At 69.4% G+C, this 17,472-nt stretch carries 18 protein-coding genes; 5 read left to right on the forward strand and 13 right to left on the reverse strand.

Going from position 1 to position 17,472, the window contains the following annotated elements; genetic code table 11:
• Nucleotides 1-206: 206 nt before the first annotated feature.
• The 4 genes from qcrB to ctaE are packed head-to-tail and all read right to left on the reverse strand — an operon-like array spanning nt 207 to nt 4,442.
• Nucleotides 207-1,871 carry a cytochrome bc1 complex cytochrome b subunit gene (gene qcrB / locus E1295_RS29740; RefSeq protein WP_132634995.1) on the reverse strand — a complete coding sequence of 555 codons (1,665 nt, stop codon included), beginning with the start codon at nt 1,869-1,871 and terminating at the stop codon, nt 207-209.
• Nucleotides 1,868-2,983, reverse strand: a complete 1,116-nt coding sequence (qcrA, locus tag E1295_RS29745) for a cytochrome bc1 complex Rieske iron-sulfur subunit (RefSeq protein ID WP_132634998.1) — start codon at nt 2,981-2,983, stop codon at nt 1,868-1,870. Before qcrA ends, qcrB begins: the two co-directional genes overlap by 4 nt.
• Nucleotides 2,980-3,789 carry a cytochrome bc1 complex diheme cytochrome c subunit gene (gene qcrC, locus E1295_RS29750; RefSeq protein ID WP_181958061.1) on the reverse strand — a complete coding sequence of 270 codons (810 nt, stop codon included), beginning with the start codon at nt 3,787-3,789 and terminating at the stop codon, nt 2,980-2,982. Before qcrC ends, qcrA begins: the two co-directional genes overlap by 4 nt.
• 14 nt (nt 3,790-3,803) lie before the next feature.
• Nucleotides 3,804-4,442, reverse strand: coding sequence for an aa3-type cytochrome oxidase subunit III (gene ctaE, locus E1295_RS29755; protein ID WP_132635003.1), 639 nt, complete (start codon nt 4,440-4,442; stop codon nt 3,804-3,806).
• 205 nt (nt 4,443-4,647) lie between these two features.
• Here ctaE and E1295_RS29760 point away from each other — a divergent pair, with 205 nt between their 5' ends.
• Nucleotides 4,648-5,073 carry a hypothetical protein gene (locus E1295_RS29760; RefSeq protein WP_132635006.1) on the forward strand — a complete coding sequence of 142 codons (426 nt, stop codon included), beginning with the start codon at nt 4,648-4,650 and terminating at the stop codon, nt 5,071-5,073.
• Nucleotides 5,074-5,079: 6 nt separating this feature from the next.
• On the forward strand, nt 5,080-6,126 hold the full coding sequence (gene trpD / locus E1295_RS29765; RefSeq protein WP_132635009.1) for an anthranilate phosphoribosyltransferase: 1,047 nt from the start codon (nt 5,080-5,082) through the stop codon (nt 6,124-6,126).
• Between the two features lie 90 nt (nt 6,127-6,216).
• Here the strand turns inward: trpD and E1295_RS29770 are convergent, their stop codons facing one another.
• From E1295_RS29770 to ctaC, 4 genes are all read right to left on the reverse strand, one after another.
• A complete protein-coding gene (locus E1295_RS29770) occupies nt 6,217-7,428 on the reverse strand; it encodes a L,D-transpeptidase (RefSeq protein ID WP_132635012.1) in 1,212 nt (403 codons plus the stop codon).
• Nucleotides 7,429-7,638: 210 nt separating this feature from the next.
• A complete protein-coding gene (locus E1295_RS29775) occupies nt 7,639-8,052 on the reverse strand; it encodes a cytochrome c oxidase subunit 4 (protein WP_132635015.1) in 414 nt (137 codons plus the stop codon).
• Nucleotides 8,052-9,713 carry an aa3-type cytochrome oxidase subunit I gene (ctaD, locus tag E1295_RS29780; protein WP_132635018.1) on the reverse strand — a complete coding sequence of 554 codons (1,662 nt, stop codon included), beginning with the start codon at nt 9,711-9,713 and terminating at the stop codon, nt 8,052-8,054. The genes E1295_RS29775 and ctaD overlap by 1 nt, the downstream gene beginning before the upstream one ends.
• Nucleotides 9,710-10,540: an aa3-type cytochrome oxidase subunit II gene (gene ctaC, locus E1295_RS29785; protein WP_132635021.1), complete on the reverse strand. Its 831-nt coding sequence runs from the start codon at nt 10,538-10,540 to the stop codon at nt 9,710-9,712. Before ctaC ends, ctaD begins: the two co-directional genes overlap by 4 nt.
• A 151-nt stretch (nt 10,541-10,691) precedes the next feature.
• Here ctaC and E1295_RS29790 point away from each other — a divergent pair, with 151 nt between their 5' ends.
• Nucleotides 10,692-11,834, forward strand: coding sequence for a cysteine desulfurase family protein (locus E1295_RS29790; RefSeq protein WP_246080499.1), 1,143 nt, complete (start codon nt 10,692-10,694; stop codon nt 11,832-11,834).
• Nucleotides 11,831-12,076, forward strand: a complete 246-nt coding sequence (locus E1295_RS29795; RefSeq protein ID WP_132635024.1) for a sulfurtransferase TusA family protein — start codon at nt 11,831-11,833, stop codon at nt 12,074-12,076. The genes E1295_RS29790 and E1295_RS29795 overlap by 4 nt, the downstream gene beginning before the upstream one ends.
• Before the next feature lie 48 nt (nt 12,077-12,124).
• On the opposite strand, the gene E1295_RS29800 is transcribed toward E1295_RS29795, so the two are convergent.
• Together E1295_RS29800 and erpA are read right to left on the reverse strand one after the other, a co-directional pair.
• Nucleotides 12,125-13,111 carry a carbohydrate kinase family protein gene (locus E1295_RS29800; RefSeq protein WP_132635027.1) on the reverse strand — a complete coding sequence of 329 codons (987 nt, stop codon included), beginning with the start codon at nt 13,109-13,111 and terminating at the stop codon, nt 12,125-12,127.
• Nucleotides 13,112-13,218: 107 nt separating this feature from the next.
• Nucleotides 13,219-13,572, reverse strand: coding sequence for an iron-sulfur cluster insertion protein ErpA (gene erpA, locus E1295_RS29805; RefSeq protein ID WP_043638338.1), 354 nt, complete (start codon nt 13,570-13,572; stop codon nt 13,219-13,221).
• 163 nt (nt 13,573-13,735) lie between these two features.
• Between erpA and nadA the strand changes: the two genes are divergently transcribed.
• Nucleotides 13,736-14,899, forward strand: coding sequence for a quinolinate synthase NadA (nadA, locus tag E1295_RS29810; RefSeq protein ID WP_132635029.1), 1,164 nt, complete (start codon nt 13,736-13,738; stop codon nt 14,897-14,899).
• A gap of 33 nt (nt 14,900-14,932) precedes the next feature.
• Here nadA and E1295_RS29815 read toward each other — a convergent pair whose 3' ends face one another.
• The 3 genes from E1295_RS29815 to E1295_RS29825 all read right to left on the reverse strand — a co-directional run bounded on the left by E1295_RS29815 (nt 14,933) and on the right by E1295_RS29825 (nt 17,436).
• Nucleotides 14,933-15,526 carry an SIMPL domain-containing protein gene (locus tag E1295_RS29815; protein ID WP_132635032.1) on the reverse strand — a complete coding sequence of 198 codons (594 nt, stop codon included), beginning with the start codon at nt 15,524-15,526 and terminating at the stop codon, nt 14,933-14,935.
• A 132-nt stretch (nt 15,527-15,658) separates the two neighbouring features.
• A complete protein-coding gene (locus tag E1295_RS29820) occupies nt 15,659-16,768 on the reverse strand; it encodes an alpha/beta hydrolase (protein ID WP_132635035.1) in 1,110 nt (369 codons plus the stop codon).
• Nucleotides 16,765-17,436: an amidohydrolase family protein gene (locus tag E1295_RS29825; protein ID WP_132635038.1), complete on the reverse strand. Its 672-nt coding sequence runs from the start codon at nt 17,434-17,436 to the stop codon at nt 16,765-16,767. Before E1295_RS29825 ends, E1295_RS29820 begins: the two co-directional genes overlap by 4 nt.
• Nucleotides 17,437-17,472 lie beyond the last annotated feature (36 nt).

The raw sequence follows: 17,472 nt of genomic DNA on the forward strand, positions 1-17,472 counted from the left end.
CCCTGCATCTTCCCGCCGCCCCGCCTGAGCCCTTTCCCTCACCTCCGGCCGCTTCGTCCCCGGAGCCCGCGCCGTGCCCTCCCTCCGGCGCCAGGGTCGCCGGACGCGGGCCGGCACCACCTTCCGGCGGGCGAGAGCGAAAAGGCCCGAAGACGCCGACGGGCCCGGACGAGGCGTGCTCGTCCGGGCCCGTACGGTGTGCGGCGTCAGCGCGTGAGGCTGTGGTCGTCGTCGGCGGAACCGACGGCGGCGTGCTCCTCCTCGTGCTCGTCGTGCCCGTGCCCGTGCCCGTCGTCCAGCGGGATCTTCTCCCCGCCGTACGCCTTGGACATGCGGGCGCGCAGCTTGCCGATGGGCCCGCGCATGCCCTTCGGCGGGATGCCCGAGGGGTCGGGCTCGACCGGAAGCATGAGCACCGGCTCCTTGCCGCGCATGTGCGCCTCGATGTCGTCCGCCGGGGTCGTGTGGACCTCGATGAACTCACCGTGCGGCAGGCGCTTGATCACGCCGGACTCCACGCCGTGCGAGATGATCGCCTGGTCGGAGCGCTGCAGGCCGAGGCAGAGGCGGTAGGTGATGATGTAGGCCAGTACCGGCGCCACGAAGATCAGCACCCGTCCGGCGTACGTCGTCCAGTTGAGGCTGATGTGGAAGAACGCCGAGATCTCGTCGTTGGCTCCGAGCAGCCAGAGAACCCCGTAGAACGCGATGGCCGACATGCCGATCGAGGTGCGGTGCGGGTTGTTGCGCGGCCGGTCGGCGACGTGGTGCTCGCGGTTGTCGCCCGTCACCCAGCGTTCGAGGAACGGGTAGAGCGCCAGGCCGGTCATGATGATGCCCATCGGCACCAGCGCGGGGATGATGACGCTCAACGGCAGCGTGCCCGCATGGGACGTGCCGAAGAGGTTGACCTCCCAGGCGGGCATGATGCGCAGCGAGCCTTCGAGGAAGCCCATGTAGAAGTCGGGCTGCGAACCCGCCGACACGTCTGCCGGCGTGTAGGGGCCGAACAACCAGATCGGGTTGATCTGGGCGAATGTCGCCAGGCCCGCGACCACGGCCAGCGTGAACAGGAAGTACGCGCCCGCCTTGGCCATGAAGGCGGGGTAGAACGGCGCGCCTACCACGTTCTTGTTGTCGCGGCCCTTACCGGGCATCTGCGTGTGCTTCTGCACCCACATGAGCACCATGTGGGCCGAGATCAACGCCAGCAGGATGCCCGGGATGAGCAGGATGTGCAGCGCGTAGAACCGGGAGATGACATCCTCGCCCGGATATTCCCCGCCGAACAGGAAGAACGTGATGTACGTGCCGACCAGCGGCAGCGAGATCGCCACGCCCTCGGTGATCCGCAGACCGGCGCCGGAGAGCAGGTCGTCGGGGAGGGAGTAGCCGGTCAGGCCCTCGGCCAGCGCCAGCGTCAGCAGCAGCACGCCGATGATCCAGTTGAGCTCGCGCGGCTTGCGGTAGGCACCGGTGAAGAACACCCGGAGCATGTGGACCATCATGCCCGCCACGAACAGCAGGGCCGCCCAGTGGTGCATCTGCCGGATGAGCAGACCACCCCGGACGTCGAAGCTGAGCTCCAGCGACGACGCGTAGGCCTCGGACATCATGACGCCCTTGAGCGGCGCGTACGAGCCGTCGTAGACGACCTCCATCATGCTGGGCTTGTACCAGAACGTCAGGAACGTACCGGTCAGCAGCAGGATGATGAACGAGTAGAGGGCGATCTCACCCAGCAGGAACGACCAGTGGTCGGGGAAGATCTTGCGCAGGTTGCGCTTGAGGAAGTTGGCGCCGCCGAGGCGGTCGTCGAGGAACGTCGACGGCCCGGAGACGGCCTTCGGAACATTCGTGAGCTCGCTCACGTCTGACCTCCTTCCCTGACCGCGGCCTCGGCGTCACCGCGCTCCCAGTAGCTGGGACCGACGGGCACCTCGAAGTCGTGCTGGGCGATGAGGTAGCCCTCGGCGTCGACGGTGATCGGCAGCTGCGGCAGCGGCCGGGCCGCGGGACCGAAGATGACCTTGGCACCGTCCGCGGCGTCGAACGTCGACTGGTGGCAGGGGCACAGGATGTGGTGGGTGTTCTGCTCGTAGAGCGCCGCGGGGCAGCCCACGTGGGTGCAGATCTTGGAGTAGGCCACGATGCCGTCGTGCGTCCAGTTCTGGCGGGTGCCGCTCTTGATCTCTTCAGGACGGAACTTGATCAGGATCAGCGTCGCCTTGGCCAGGGCGTTGAGGTCGTGCTCGTAGCCCTCGGGGACGACCGACAGGATGCCGCCCGGCGAGTTGAAGTCGGCGGCGCGGATCGGCTGGCCCGTGCCCTCGACGACGAGCCTGAGCGGCTTGCCCTCCTTGGTCTTCTCACCCCAGACGGTGTGGCGCAGGGTCTTGTTGAACTTGGCGGCGGGCATCCTGCTGTTGTCGAGGTCGCGCAGCAGCACCAGCGGCACCAGGCCGAGCGGCGCGGCCGCGAGCAGGAGGGTGCGGCGCAGCAGCTTGCGCTTGACGAAGCCGCTCTCGTTGGCGCCCTGGATGAACGTGCCGGCCACCACGTCGCGGTCGGGGGCGGCGGAGGCCATCTCGTGGCGCTCCTGGATCAGGGAGTATTTCGGCATGATCTGGCGGACCCAGATCACGATGCCGACCGCCAGTCCCAGGATCGCCACGGTCAGGGTGCTGCCCAGCGCGAGGTTGGACACCCCGGTCGCCTCGGGCCCGCCGACCTGGAACACCACGTAGGAGATGATGAACCCGATCGCCGCCAGGAACGTGACCAGGAAACACAGGGCCACGAGCTTCTCGGCCTTGCGTGCCTTGGTCTCGTCCTGCAGCGTGACGCCGGGGACCTCCTGCTCGGCCTCCTGCTGCGGCTGTTCGCCGGCGCCGAGCATCGAGGTGCCCGGCGCGGGAGTGCCGATGACGCGCTTGGGGACGCGTTCGTCCGGCTGCTCGATCTCGTGCTCGTTGTCTGTCATGACTTCTGTCGCTTCTTCGCGGTGATCCAGATGGCGGCCAGTGCGAGGACGCTGAGACCCACGATCCACGCCACGAGTCCCTCGGTGACCGGGCCGATCCGCCCGAGGGCGAAGCCTCCCGGGTCCTTCTGCGCGCGCACCTGCGTGATGTAGGCGATCATGCTGCGCTTCTCTTCCGGCGTGATCGTCGTGTCGTTGAAGACCGGCATGGCCTGCGGGCCCGTGACCATCGCCTCGTAGATCTGCGTGGGCGTCGCCTCGTTGAGGTCGGGAGCGTGCTTGCCCTGCGTCAGGGCGCCGCCCGCGCCGGCCCAGTTGTGGCACTGGATGCAGTTGGCGCGGAACAGCTCACCGCCCTTGCCCGCGTCGCCGAGCTTCGGGTCGACCTGCTCGGCGCCCGGCACCTGCGGGCCGCCGCCGAGCGACTGCACGTAGGCGGAGATCTGCGTGATCTTCTCCGGGGTGACCCACTCGGGCTGCGGCTTGCGCGGCGCCTGGGGCCCGGGGTTGGCGGCCGGCATGCGGCCCGTGCTCATCTGGAAGTCGACGGCGGCGGCGCCGACACCGATGAGCGTGGGCGCCGTCTCGGTGCCCTCGGCGTTGGTGCCGTGGCAGCTCGCGCAGTGCGCCACGAACAGGCTCTTGCCCTCGGCCACGTCGTCGACCTTGCCTGCCGCCAACGCCGCGTCGGCAGGCTTACCCGCCTGGACAAAAGCGGCGTATGCCATCCCGACCAGCGTCAACGCCAAAATCAGGACGGCGTACCTCGCTAGGGGATGCCGCCGCCAAGCGGTGATCCTAGTCACAGAAGTCCCGTTCCTTAACGAATGATGTAGATGGTCGCGAAAAGACCGATCCAGACGACGTCGACGAAGTGCCAGTAGTAGGACACGACGATCGCGCTGGTGGCCTGCTCATGCGTGAAGCGCTTCGCGGCGTACGTGCGTCCCAGCATGAACAGGAACGCGATCAGGCCACCGGTCACGTGCAGGCCGTGGAAGCCCGTCGTCAGGTAGAACACCGAGGTATAGGCGTTGGCGGACAGGGTAGCGCCGTCCGACGCCAGCTCGAGGTACTCGTACAGCTGCCCCCCGATGAAGACCGCGCCCATCAGGAAGCTGACGATGTACCAGAAACGGAGCTTGCCGACCTGCCCCTTCTCCGCGGCCCACACGCCCAGCTGGCACGTCACACTCGACAGCACCAGGATGGTCGTGTTGACCGTCGCGAACGGGATGTTCAAGTCGTGCTCGGGGTTGGGGACCATGAGCGGGTTCCACGCCAGGCCCTTCCCCTCGCTCACCGACCGGATGGTGAAGTACATCGCGAACAGCGCCGCGAAGAACATGAGCTCAGAGGACAGCCAGACGATCGTACCGACGCTGACCAGATTGGGCCGGCGGTACGGCTGGGCTGCCGTCGTCGAAGTAATTGCGGATGCTGTCGCCACGGGCAGCATTATTGCGGCTCCGGTGGTCGGTCCGGCGCACGACCCCCCGTTAGGGGGCAGGAACCACACACCAACCTGGGATAATTGGGGCAAATCACCCTCAAACCGCCCACCGCGCGCGGCACGCGCCCGGGCGGCCTGGGATTGCACACCGTCGCACCGGTACGATCCCAGGTGACCATACTGCTACGACACGATAGTGAGCGCGACAGCGATGTCCACTGGGAGCACCGACGACACGATGAAGGTCCTCGTCTACAGCGACAACGCCGCCACCAGGGCCGAGGTGAGTGCGGCCGTCGGCAGGCGCCCCGCGGCCGACGTGCCTTTCGTCGAGATCGTGGAGTGCGCCACCGAGCCCAAGGTCCACCAGTGGCTGAGCTCCGGCGAGATCGACGTGGCCGTCCTCGACGGGGAGACGCAGCCCGCGGGCGGCATGGGCGTCTCGCGCCAGGCGAAGGACGAGGTCTACGACTGCCCGCCCATCTGCCTCATCATCGCCAGGCGCGACGACCGCTGGCTGGCCGACTGGTCCAAGGCCGACGCCGTCGTGCCGCAGCCCCTGGAGCCCATGGTGCTGGCCGACACGGTCGCCGACCTCATGCGCCGCCGCTCCGCCACCCGACTCAACGCCAAGTAGGTGCCCATGGACTCCCGGACGACCTGGCCCGCCCTGCTCTCCGCTCTCCTGTCAGGCGAGCACCTCACCTCTGACGAGACGGCCTGGGCGATGCGGGAGATCATGTCCGGCACCGCGACGTCCGCGCAGATCGCCGGCTTCGCGGTCGCGCTGCGCGCCAAGGGCGAGACGGTGGCGGAGGTGGTCGGCCTGGCCCGCACGATGCTGGACCTGGCCACGCCGCTGAGTGTCGAGGGCCCCGTGGTCGACGTCGTCGGCACGGGCGGCGACCGCGCCCACACCGTCAACGTCTCGACGATGGCCGCCATCGTGGCCGCCGCCGCGGGCGCCAGGGTCGTCAAGCACGGCAACCGTGCCGCGTCGTCCTCGTGCGGCGCCGCCGACGTCCTGGAGCACCTGGGCATCCGGCTCGACCTGACGCCCGGGCAGACGGCGCAGGTGGCGCGCGAGGCGGGCATCGCCTTCTGCTTCGCGCCGGTCTACCACCCCGCGCTGCGCTTCGCCGGGCCCACCCGCAAGGAGATCGGCGTCCCCACGGTCTTCAACTTCCTGGGGCCGCTGACCAACCCGGCCCGTCCCGCCGCCCAGGCCATCGGCGTCTTCGACCCGGCGATGCTGCCCGTGCTGGCCGGCGTCTTCGCCGAGCGCGGCGTCTCCGCCCTGGTGTTCCGCGGCGACGACGGGCTCGACGAGCTGACCATCGCCGGCACCTCCACGGTCTGGGTGGTCAAAGACGGCACCGCGACGCAGACCAGCTTCGACCCCTCCGTGCTCGGCATCCCGCGCGCCGACGTGGGCTCGCTGCGCGGCGGCGACGTGGCCTTCAACGCCCAGGCGGTGCACGACCTGGTGGGCGGCAAGACCGGCCCGGTGCGCGACGCCGTGCTGCTCAACGCGGCCGCGGCCCTGGTGGCGCTCGACGGGCCGGGCGACAACCTCGACTCGGCGATGATCGACGGCTACGCCCGTGCGGCGCGGGCGGTCGACTCGGGGGCCGCCGCGGCCACCCTCGACCGCTGGGTGAAGGTCAGCAGCGCCTGCGAGCCCGCCTGACGCACGAGCGGGCGTGACCCGGGCACCGACGGCAGGAACCGCCGGACCGGGTGGCGTGACCCGGTCCGGCGGTCGTCGTACGGTGGCCGGCTACGGTAGGTTGACGGTGGGGCCCGACTTGATCGAGCTCCACTTGAGCCACTGTTTCCAGCTCTCCTGCCAGTGCCCCCACCCGTTCAAGGGCTCCAGCTTCCGCGGCGATCCCGTGATGATGATGGGGTCGCCGATCAGCGTGTTCTTGATGAACCACGCGGCGTTGGCCGGGCTGATGTTCACGCATCCGTGGCTGACGTTCGCGTGGCCCTGCGACCCGACGGACCAGGGCGCGCTGTGGACGTACTCGCCGCTGTTGGAGATGCGGACCGTGTTGTAGACGGTCAGCCGGTAGTAACCCGGGGAGCCGGGCCCGATCCCGGGCGAGGTCATGATCGTCACGGGTTCGCGCGACATGGCCAGGTGGATGCCCGAGGTGGTGTAGTACTTCCACTGGCCGCCCTGGCCGGCGCTCATCGGCATCGTCCGGATCTTCTTGCCGTTGCGCCTGACGGTGAGCACGTGGGTGTTGGTGCTGCCCTTGGTGATCTGCTCGCGGCCGATCTTGAAGTTGATCCGTACGTCGCGCTTGCCGTACATGCCGGGTCCGCCGCGCACGCCTGCCAGCTTGGCGTCCACCCGCACCTTCGTGTGCGCGGGCCAGTACTTGCGCGGGCGGAAGTCCACGTGGGTGTCGTCGAACCAGTGCCAGGCGCCTTCCACCGGCTTGGAGCTGCGGACGGTCAGGTTGCGCTCGACGGACACGCGGTCCGCGACCGGCTGGTCGAACTCGATCATGATGGGCATGCCGACGCCGACCGTCAGCCCGGTGTAGTCCTTGTTGGGCGTGATCGTCTTGATGTCGAACGTCTTGTCGCTCTTGACGGTCTTGAACGTGCTCTTCGCCTGGCTCTGCTTGCCCGCGGCGTCGACCGAGACCGCTGTGACCGTGTACGTCACGCCGGGCCTGGCCGTGACCGTGCTGCGCCACCGCGTACGGTCGCCGCTCAGGACGCCGTCCAGCGAACCGGACTTGTCGCCCTCCACGCGCACGCTCCTGAGCGTGCCCCCCTGAGCCGAGACCACGACGGGCTGGTCCGTGGGCACGTCGGCGGCCTTGTCGGCCGGAGAGAACGTCACAGAGGCCGCTCGCGCCCCTGCGCCCGCCATCGCGACCCCGTCGGGCTTGCCCTCCACGCCGGCCGCCGAGCACGCCGTGAGCAGCGCCAAGGCCAGCAGGCCGGCCGATCCATACGCTACGCGCCCCACGAGTGACTCCCTTGTCCCGCTCCGCTGCCTTACTAGGTGAGAAATCCGCTCGCCGGGCGCCCCGTCCCCAGTTAGGGCCATAGAGCCAGTCCATGGAGCAGATTTCTCATTAGTACCCTGAGTGATCGAATGACCACATCCAGATATCGGCAAAGAACGCCAAAAAGCGGGCGTCCTCCCCCAGGGGAGGGCGCCCGCTTCAGGTGTGGCTCAGTGCGAGAAGTTGCCCCGGTAGTACTGGAACACGAACCCGATCATGGCCATGATGACGAGGAACACGCCGATCAGGAACATCCACAGGCCGATCACGAACCCGGCGAAGGCGAAGGCCGCCGCCAGGCAGAGGAAGAGCGGCCACCAGCTGCTCGGGCTGAAGAAGCCGATCTCGCCCGCGCCGTCGCTGATCTCGGCCTGCTTGCTGTCCTCCGGCTGGGCGCCGATGCGCCGCGCGGTGAACATCAGGTAGTAGCCGACCATGAACGCGAACCCGACCGAGATGGCCATGGCCGTGGTGCCGACCGGCTCACCCCTGCCCATCGCCGCCTTGGTCCAGAACCAGTAGGCGACGTCGACACCGGCGAAGAACACGCCGCACAACAGGAACAGCCAACCCTGGACCTTCATCAGGCCTCGACCTCCTGGGCGGACTTGGCGGACACGTGCGGATAGTGCAGGTCGAACGCGGGACGCTCGGACCTGATGCGCGGCATCGAGGTGAAGTTGTGCCGCGGCGGCGGGCAGGAGGTCGCCCATTCGAGCGAACCGCCGTAACCCCAGGGGTCGTCGACGGTGACCTTGGGCGCGGTGCGCCAGGTCTTCCAGACGTTGTAGAAGAACGGCAGCGTCGAGGCGCCCAGGATGAACGCGCCCACCGACGAGATCATGTTGAGGTCGGTGAAGCCGTCGGCCGCGCTGTAGTCGGCGTAACGGCGAGGGAAGCCCACCACGCCCAGCCAGTGCTGGATGAGGAACGTCATGTGGAAGCCGATGAACAGCAGCCAGAACTGCAGCTTGCCCAGCTTGTCGTCGAGCATCTTGCCGGTGAACTTGGGCCACCAGAAGAAGAACCCGGCGAACATGGCGAACACGACGGTGCCGAACACCACGTAGTGGAAGTGCGCCACGACGAAGTAGGTGTCGCTGATGTGGAAGTCGAGCGGCGGCGACGCCAGGATGACACCCGTCAGGCCGCCCAGCAGGAAGGTCACCAGGAAGCCGACCGAGAACAACATCGGCGACTCGAACGTCAGATGCCCGCGCCACATCGTGCCGACCCAGTTGAAGAACTTCACGCCGGTCGGCACCGCGATGAGGAACGTCATGAACGAGAAGAACGGCAGCAACACCTGCCCGGTCGGGAACATGTGGTGCGCCCAGACCGTGATGGACAGACCGGCGATGGAGATCGTCGCGGCCACGAGGCTGATGTAACCGAAGATCGGCTTACGGCTGAAGACCGGCAGGATCTCCGTCACGATGCCGAAGAAGGGCAACGCGATGATGTACACCTCTGGATGGCCGAAGAACCAGAACAGGTGCTGCCAGAGCAACGCTCCGCCGAACTCCGAGTCGAAGATGTGCGTGCCGAACTTGCGGTCCGACTCCAGCGCCAGCAGCGCGGCGGCCAGCACGGGGAACGCCATCAGCACGAGCATGCTGGTCAGCAGCACGTTCCAGGTGAAGATCGGCATGCGGAACATGGTCATGCCGGGGGCGCGCATGCAGATGATCGTGGTGATGAAGTTGACCGAGCCGAGGATGGTGCCCAGACCCGACAGGGCCAGGCCCATGAGCCACAGGTCGCCGCCGACACCGGGCGAGTTGATCGCGTTGGACAGCGGCGTGTAGGCGAACCAGCCGAAGGACGCCGCGCCTCCCGGGGTGAAGAAACCCGAGACCGCGATGATGCTGCCGAACAGGTAGAGCCAGTAGCTCACCATGTTGAGGCGGGGGAAGGCCACGTCGGGCGCGCCGATCTGCAGCGGCATCAGCTCGTTGGCGAAGCCGGCGAACAGCGGCGTCGCGAACATGAGCAGCATGATCGTGCCGTGCATGGTGAACAGCTGGTTGAACTGCTCGTTGCTGGTGAACTGCAGGCCGGGCTGCGCCAGCTCGGCCCGCATGACCAGCGCCATGACGCCGCCGATGAGGAAGAAGGCGAACGACGAGATCAGGTAAAGGTGCCCGATGATCTTGTGATCGGTGGAGGACAGCCACTTGGCGATGATCTGCCCCTTGGTGACGGGCTTGATCGGCGTCCTGAGTGGTTCTTGGATGGCGGTCACTGGGCACTCCCAGCCTGTTGGGTCGCGATGTACTGGTCGAACTCGGCCTGCGGAACGAGCTTCACCGAGAAGAGCATCCGGCTGTGGTCGACACCGCACAGTTCGGCGCAGCGGCCGGCGAACACGCCGGTCCGGTCGAGCGTCGTGATCTCGAACTTGCGACCCGGGTTGTCCTCCGGGATCCCGGGGATGACGTCCCGCTTGAACAGGAACTCCGGCACCCAGAAGGAGTGGATGACGTCGTCGCTCTGCAGGTCGAACTCGACCTTGGTCTTCGCCGGCAGGACCAGCTGGGGGCCCTTGGTGTACTCGCTCACCGGCACGCCTGAGACCGGCGGCAGCGTCTTGCCGTTGACGGTGGTGGTGAAGCGCCAGCTCCACTGGTACGCCTCGACCTTCACCTTCACCGTCGCGTCGCCGGAGACCTGCGCGAGGCGCTCACTGTCACGTGCGGTGAAGAAGAAGAACACCGACACCATGACGAGCGGGATCAAGGTGTAGAGCATCTCGATCGGCAGGTTGTAGCGGACCTGCGGCGGAAGCTCGGCCTTGGCCCTGCGCTTGCGGTGGAAGATGGACGCCCACACGATCAGGACAATGACGACGGCACCCGTGGCGAGCGCGGCGATCCAGGCCCCGTTCCACAGGCTCTGGACCACACTGCCCTCTTCGGTGATGTGGCCGGGAAGAAGGCCGCGAGACCAGTCGGCCTCGGGGACGTCATTAGCACACGCCGTAGCAGTGGCCAGCAGCAACGCCAAAGCGGCGGCGCGTGGCACCCTGCGCCGGGCCAACGAACGCCGCGTCGTACGGCGAGTCGGACTCACGGATCGCCTACCCCACAGATGTAGCCCAAGAGTCTTTCCCCTGGGCGTGTATTGCTGTTTCTGATTCCTGCACAGACTGACAAGCAGACACATTAGCGTGCAGGGGCCTTGCCCCACCGCGCGACCCCTCCATGGCGCCGGAAGTGGGACGATGAGTCTCGTGGCGTATTTCGACGCGGCCTCGAGTGAGCCGCTCCACCCCCAGGCACGCGAGGCGCTGCTGGCGGCGATCGACGTCGGCTGGGCCGACCCCGCGAGACTCTACGGCCAGGCCCGCCGTGCGCGCCTGCTGCTCGAACAGGCCCGTACGGAGGTGGCCGAAGCGCTCGGCGCGCGCCCCGACGAGGTGTCGTTCACCTCTTCGGGCACCCAGGCCGTGCATCTCGGCGTGCTCGGCACCCTACACGGCAGACGCAGGGTCGGGCGCCATCTGGTGACCACGGCGGTCGAGCACTCCAGCGTGCTGCACGCCGGCGGCGTGCACGAACGCGACGGCGGCACGGTCGAGACCGTCGGCGTCGACCTGACCGGCCGGGTCGACCTCGACCGCTTCGCCGAGGCGGTGGCACGTCCCGGCACGGCGCTGGCCTGCCTGCAGACGGCCAACCACGAGGTCGGCACCCTGCAGCCGGTGGCGGAGGCGGCCGCGGCGTGCCGCGCCAACGGGGTGCCCCTGCTGGTCGACGCGGCGCAGACGGCCGGCCGCATGCCGGTCCCGTCCGGCTGGTCGGTGCTGGCGGCCAGCGCCCACAAGTGGGGCGGGCCGGCCGGGGTGGGCGTGCTGGTGGTGCGCAAGGGCACGCGGTTCCGCTCGTTCCTGCCGGAGGACGACCGGGAGCGGCGGCGGGTGCCGGGCTTCGAGAACGTGCCCGGCATCGTGGCGGCGGCGGCCGCGCTCCGCGCGATGGCCGCGGAGGCCTCGCAGGAGCAGGCGCGGCTGGCCGAGCTCGTCGGCAGGATCAGGGAGACGGTGCCGAAGGTCGTCCCCGACGTGGAGGTGATCGGCGACCCCGACGAGCGGGCGCCGCACATCGTGACCTTCTCGTGCCTGTACGTCGACGGCGAGGCGCTGCTGACCGAGCTGGACAAGGCCGGGTTCGCCGTGTCGTCGGGAAGCTCGTGCACCGCTAGTACGCTTCGTCCATCGCACGTTCTCGAAGCGATGGGCGTGCTGACGCATGGGAATGTCCGGGTGTCGCTGCCCAGGGGCGCTTCCGCGGCCGAGGTCGATCGATTTCTCGCCGTGCTGCCCGAGCTGGTGCGCCGCATCCGGCAGGACGCGGGAGTCGCATGACCGAGGTTACCCAGCCGGCTCTGACGATCGACGCGCTCGGGAAGAAGTGCCCGATCCCGATCATCATGCTGGCCGCGCAGATCAACGACGTGCCGCTGAACGGGGTGGTGGCGGTGCTGGCCGACGACCCGGCCGCCTACACCGACGTGCCGGCGTGGTGCAGGCTGAAGTCGCACCGCCACGTCGGGTCGTACGAGCTGCCCGAGGGCGGCTGGGCGATCCACGTCAGGCGCAACTACTGACCATCCGCGCCGGGCCGTCCCGCCGGGTGGCGGGACGGCCCGCGCCGCTCAGGGGTGGTAGCAGCGGATGTGCTCGGCGACCTCCGCGGCGGCCTCGGCGCCGTAGGTGGCGCCGAACCGCTCGAGGAAGACCTGCTGGCCGAGCTCGTATTCCTGGCCGCCGACACGCTCCAGCACGTGGGTGGCGGTCAGGTTGCCGATCTGGCCGCAGCGCTCGAGCGGCAGGCCCCAGGCCAGCCCGGCGAGGAAGCCCGCGCGGAAGGCGTCGCCGACGCCGGTGGGGTCGGCCTTGCCGCGCTCGGGAGCGGGGGCGACCATGAGCGACGGTTCGCCCTTGCGGTCGATGACGGCGCCCTTGGGGCCGAGCGTGGTGACCCGGACGCCGACGCGGTCGAGGATCTCGGCGTCGGACCAGCCGGTCTTCTGCTCGATGAGCCCCTTCTCGTAGTCGTTGGAGAACAGGTAGGCGGCGCCGTCGACGAGGGCGCGGATCTGCTCGTCCTCCATCCGGGCGAGCTGCTGGGAGATGTCGGCGGCGAAGCCGATGCCGCGCTGGCGGCACTCCTCGGTGTGGCGCAGCATCGCGTCGGGGTCGTTGGGGCTGATGAGCACCAGGTCGAGGCCGCCGACGCGGGCGGCGACGGGCTGCAGCTCGATCAGCCGGGCCTCGGCCATGGCCCCCGTGTAGAAGGAGGCGATCTGGTTGTGGCTCTCGTCGGTCGTGCACAGGAAGCGGGCGGTGTGCTGGGTCTCCGAGACGTGCACGGATCCGCAGTCGACGCCGTGACGCTCCAGCCACGAACGGTAGTCGGCGAAGTCGTTGCCGACGGCGCCCACCAGGATGGGGGTCAGGCCCAGACAACCCATCCCGAACGCGATGTTCGCGGCGCAGCCACCGCGACGGATCTGTAGGTCATCGACCAGGAACGAGAGCGACACCCGGTCGAGTTGCTCGGCGATCAGCTGATCGCCGAAGCTTCCGGGGAAGGTCATCAGGTGGTCTGTCGCGATGGAGCCGGTTACGGCGATGCGCACGGGGTTCTTCTTCCTCGTTGTCAGCAGGCCAGTGGGCCCAACGAGGATACGCGAAGGTCCCGCGCGCACAAAGGCGCGCGGGACCCGGCGACCACTCGCCCGTCGCTCTAGTTGAACGAGTCGCCGCAGGCGCACGAGCCCGTGGCGTTGGGGTTGTCGATGGTGAAGCCCTGCTTCTCGATGGTGTCGACGAAGTCGATCGAGGCGCCCATCAGGTAGGGGGCGCTCATCCGGTCGGTGACCACGCTGACGCCGCCGAAGTCGGAGACCACGTCGCCGTCCATGGACCGGTCGTCGAAGAAGAGCTGGTAGCGCAGGCCGGAACAGCCGCCCGGCTGCACGGCGACCCGCAGCTGCAGGCCCTCCTCGCCCTGCTGCTCGAGCAGGCTCTTGACCTTGGCCGCGGCCGCGTCGGTCAGGATCAGGCCCTGTGCCGTGGTCTCGCTGCTCTCAACCGTCATCTGCTGACTCCCTAACCCGGCTGTCTGTTTACGACGTCCTACTGATGACGCTACCAACACCTCGGGGATGCCACACATTCCCGGGGCCACCTCCCCCTGATTGCCCCCGTTCGTCCGTGTGTCATGATGAGTATCGTCAATTCGACGATAAGGGGGTACGGCCATGGCCACCCAGACTGGACTGCCGCTTTTCGTCCTCGGCAGGGACGCCGATCCGCACAGCGAGAAGGGGGTCGAGTGTCCCGGCGAGCTGCCGCCCGCCTCCAACCCCGGCCTCGTGGAACGTGCGCGCAAGGCGAAGGAGGCGCTCGGCGACCGCCTCTTCGTGCTCGGCCACCACTACCAGCGCGACGAGGTCATCCAGTTCGCCGACGTGACGGGCGACTCCTTCAAACTGGCCCAGCAGGCGGCGGCCCGGCCCGAGGCGGAGTACATCGTCTTCTGCGGCGTGCACTTCATGGCCGAGTCGGCCGACATCCTGACCGGCGACGCCCAGAAGGTGATCCTGCCTGACCTGGCGGCCGGCTGCTCGATGGCCGACATGGCCACGTTCGACCAGGTCGAGGAGTGCTGGGACGCCTTGGAGGACGCCGGGCTGGCCGGTGAGGTGATCCCGGTCACGTACATGAACTCCAGCGCCGACATCAAGGCGTTCTGCGGCAGGAACGGGGGCGCGGTCTGCACCTCCTCCAACGCCCGCCGCGCCCTCGACTGGGCGTTCGAGCAGGGCGGCAAGGTGCTGTTCCTGCCCGACCAGCATCTGGGCCGCAACACGGCCGTCCTGGAGATGGGCATGTCGCTGGACGACTGCGTGGTGTGGAACCCGCACCGCCCCGGCGGCGGGCTGACGCGGGAGCAGCTGGAGCGGGCGCGGATGATCCTGTGGCGCGGCCACTGCTCGGTGCACGGCCGCTTCACGGCGGACTCGGTGGACGACGTACGCGCGCGCATCCCGGGCGTCAACGTGCTCGTGCACCCCGAGTGCCGCCACGAGGTGGTGCTCAAGGCCGACCACGTGGGCTCGACCGAGCACATCATCAGGACGCTGGAGGCGGCTCCGGCGGGCTCCAGCTGGGCCATCGGCACGGAGCTCAACCTGGTCAAGCGCCTGGCCCAGAGGTTCCCCGACAAGAACGTCTCGTTCCTGGACCGCACGGTCTGCTACTGCTCGACGATGAACCGGATCGACCTGCCCCACCTGGTGTGGGCTCTGGAGTCGCTGGTGCTCGCCTCGGAGGACACCCCGGTCGTCAACCGGATCACCGTGGACGACGACACCGCCCACTGGGCCAGGGTCGCACTCGACCGCATGCTGGCACTCCCCTGACGCCCCGCCCGAGGCCCCCGGGCGGGTCCCGGGCTAGGCGAAGTCGTAGCCGACCCGGACCCTCACCGTGAGGGTCTGGCGGCCGGGGCTGATGGAGGCGCCGCTCTCCGCGGCGGCCATCGTGAGCGGCTGCGGGCCGCTCCCGACCTCCTCGCTCACCGACACGACACGGCCCAGCGGGCGGCCGGCCAGCTCGGCGTACTGGGCGGCCTTGGCGGCGGCGTCGCGGAAGGCCAGCACGCGGGCCTCGCGCAGCGCGGCGGCCGGATCCGACACCTCGAACACCACGCCGTTGAGCCGGGCCTCCTCGCCGACCTCCGCCACGGTGTCGATGACGCCGTCGGCACCGGCCAGGTCGCGTACGACGACCTCCACGCCCCGCGCCCCGCGGTAGGCGGCGACCTTCGGATAGGACTCGTACTCGGGCCCGAGGGACAGCTCGGCCGTGCGGACGTCCTCAGGGGCGATGCCCGCCCCGCTCAGCGCCTCGGCCAGCCGGGCGGCGGCGGACCTGACCGCGGCGAAGGCGTCGGCCGCCGACGCCCTGCGTACCTCGACGCCCGCGTGCAGCCGCAGGATGTCGGGCGCGGCCAGGACGGAACCCTCGCCGACGACGGTGATGTCCATGCGGTGTCCTTCCCGGCGGCGTTCGTGTCCCTCACTGCGTATCAGATCGGCGGGCGGCTTACGAGACGGTCCGGCCGAAGCGGAAGGCCATGCGGTCGATCCCACGCCTCGCCGTCACCCGTTCGAACCGCCTCAACGTACGGCCGCGACCGCGTCCACGATCGCCTCGGGCGCTTCGAGCGGCACCTGGCGGCCCACGGCGGGCAGGCGTACGAGCTCGGCCGCCAGGTCCCGCGCGAGCCGTTCCTCACAGGCGTCCCGCTCGCCCGTGCTGATCACCGTGACCGCCACGCCGGGGACCGGCTTCTCCGCCCTGAGCCGGTGCAGGTCGGCGGCCATGTCGCGGCGGGCCAGCCACTCCCCCGCCACGGCGGCCGGCACCTTGCCCATGCTGTAGACGCCCGCCGGGTCCGGGCAGCCCGCGAACAGCCGGTGCGCCGGAGGACCGACCAGGCGGGCCAGCGCGGTCGCACCCCACGTACCACCCAGCGCGGGCAGCCACCGGCCCGCGGACCTCGCCGGCCCGAGCGGCCGCCGATCCTTCGCGCAGGCCGGAGCCACCAGGACGAGTCCCGCCACGCTGAGCGGATGCAGCCTGGCGAAGGCCTCCGCGTGCCAGCAGGCCACACCGTGGGCGACGACCGTCACCCGCTCGGGGTGGGCGGGGGCGAGCGCGGCCAGCCTGGCGATCCAGCGGCCGGTCATCTTCGAGCCGCACGTCTCCAGGAAAACGCTGGGATGGTCGGCCACGAGCCGAACCGCGCGGCCGAACCCGTACGGCCAGAGCCCGGTGTGTCCCATGAGCAGCGGCACGTGCGGATGGCGTGCGGCGACGGTGGCGAACCGGGCCGGGTCGCTCCACGGCGAGTCGGTCTGACCGTGCGCGAGAACCGGCAGGCCGCAGCGCCAGACCGGCTCGTACGCGGGGTCGTCGAGGGGGCACTGGTGCACGTCGGGGTGGAGTTTGACGCCCCACACGCCGGGCGTGCCCGCGCTGGGGAGCGGCGTGCGGTGGTGCGGGTTGTAGACCTGCCAGACCCCGAACCTGCCGGGGAACCGTGCGGCGATCTCCATGGCCGCGGCGTTGCCGCGCACCGCGTCGGGGCCGACGGCGAGCAGGTGGCTGATGCCCATCGCGGCGACGCCGATCCGGTCCATCGCGGCCAGGAGGTGCTCGGCGGCGGGATGCGGGATGAGGAAGTCCGGCCAGGTCCCCACGTGGCCGTGGGCGTCGAGGATCACGTCATCGTCTCCAACGACCCGGCGGCGATCCGTTCGACGTCCTCGGCGGGCAGGTCGAGGTGGTCGAGCAGGAAGCGCGGGCCGCAGTCGTCGGCGACGGGCGCACCGGTGCCGAACACCAGCCGCCCCGCCCCGTACCGCCCGGCCAGCCATTCGACGCCGCCCTGGGTGTTGACGGTGCCGATCTCGGCCCACACGTTCGGCGCCTCGTCCATCAGCTCGGCCAGCGCGCGCAGCCGGCGGTAGCCGGGGTTGAGCACGAGGAGGCGCTGGCCGGGCAGGCGCTCGGCGAGGCCGCGGAGCTGGGCGGGCGAGCTCTCCTCCAGGTCGATCGCGGCCGGCAGCCCGAGCGCGGACAGCGTGCGCAGCGTGGCCGGGCCCGTGAGGTCGAACCGGTGGCGTTCCGGGCACAGCCTGACCATCCGTACGCCGGGCAGCTCCTCCCTCGTCTCCCCCGGGACCACGACGGGCACGGGGACGAGCCGGGGGTCGTCGAGCTTTTCCAGGGCCTCGTTGCCCGCGGCGGCGTCGGAGTAGAGGCTGAGCGTGTGGGTGACGAAGGCCCGGTCGATGCCCAGCCGGTCCATCTCGCCTGTGGGGTCCTCGGGAAGGTCGTCGAACGGCACGGGACCGATGAGCCGGTGTGCATCGATCACAAATTTCGGCACAGACCGAAACTAGCCCGGCCACGAAGCGGCGGTCAA

This window comes from Nonomuraea mesophila (assembly GCF_004352805.1).
Lineage (GTDB): Bacteria > Actinomycetota > Actinomycetes > Streptosporangiales > Streptosporangiaceae > Nonomuraea > Nonomuraea longispora.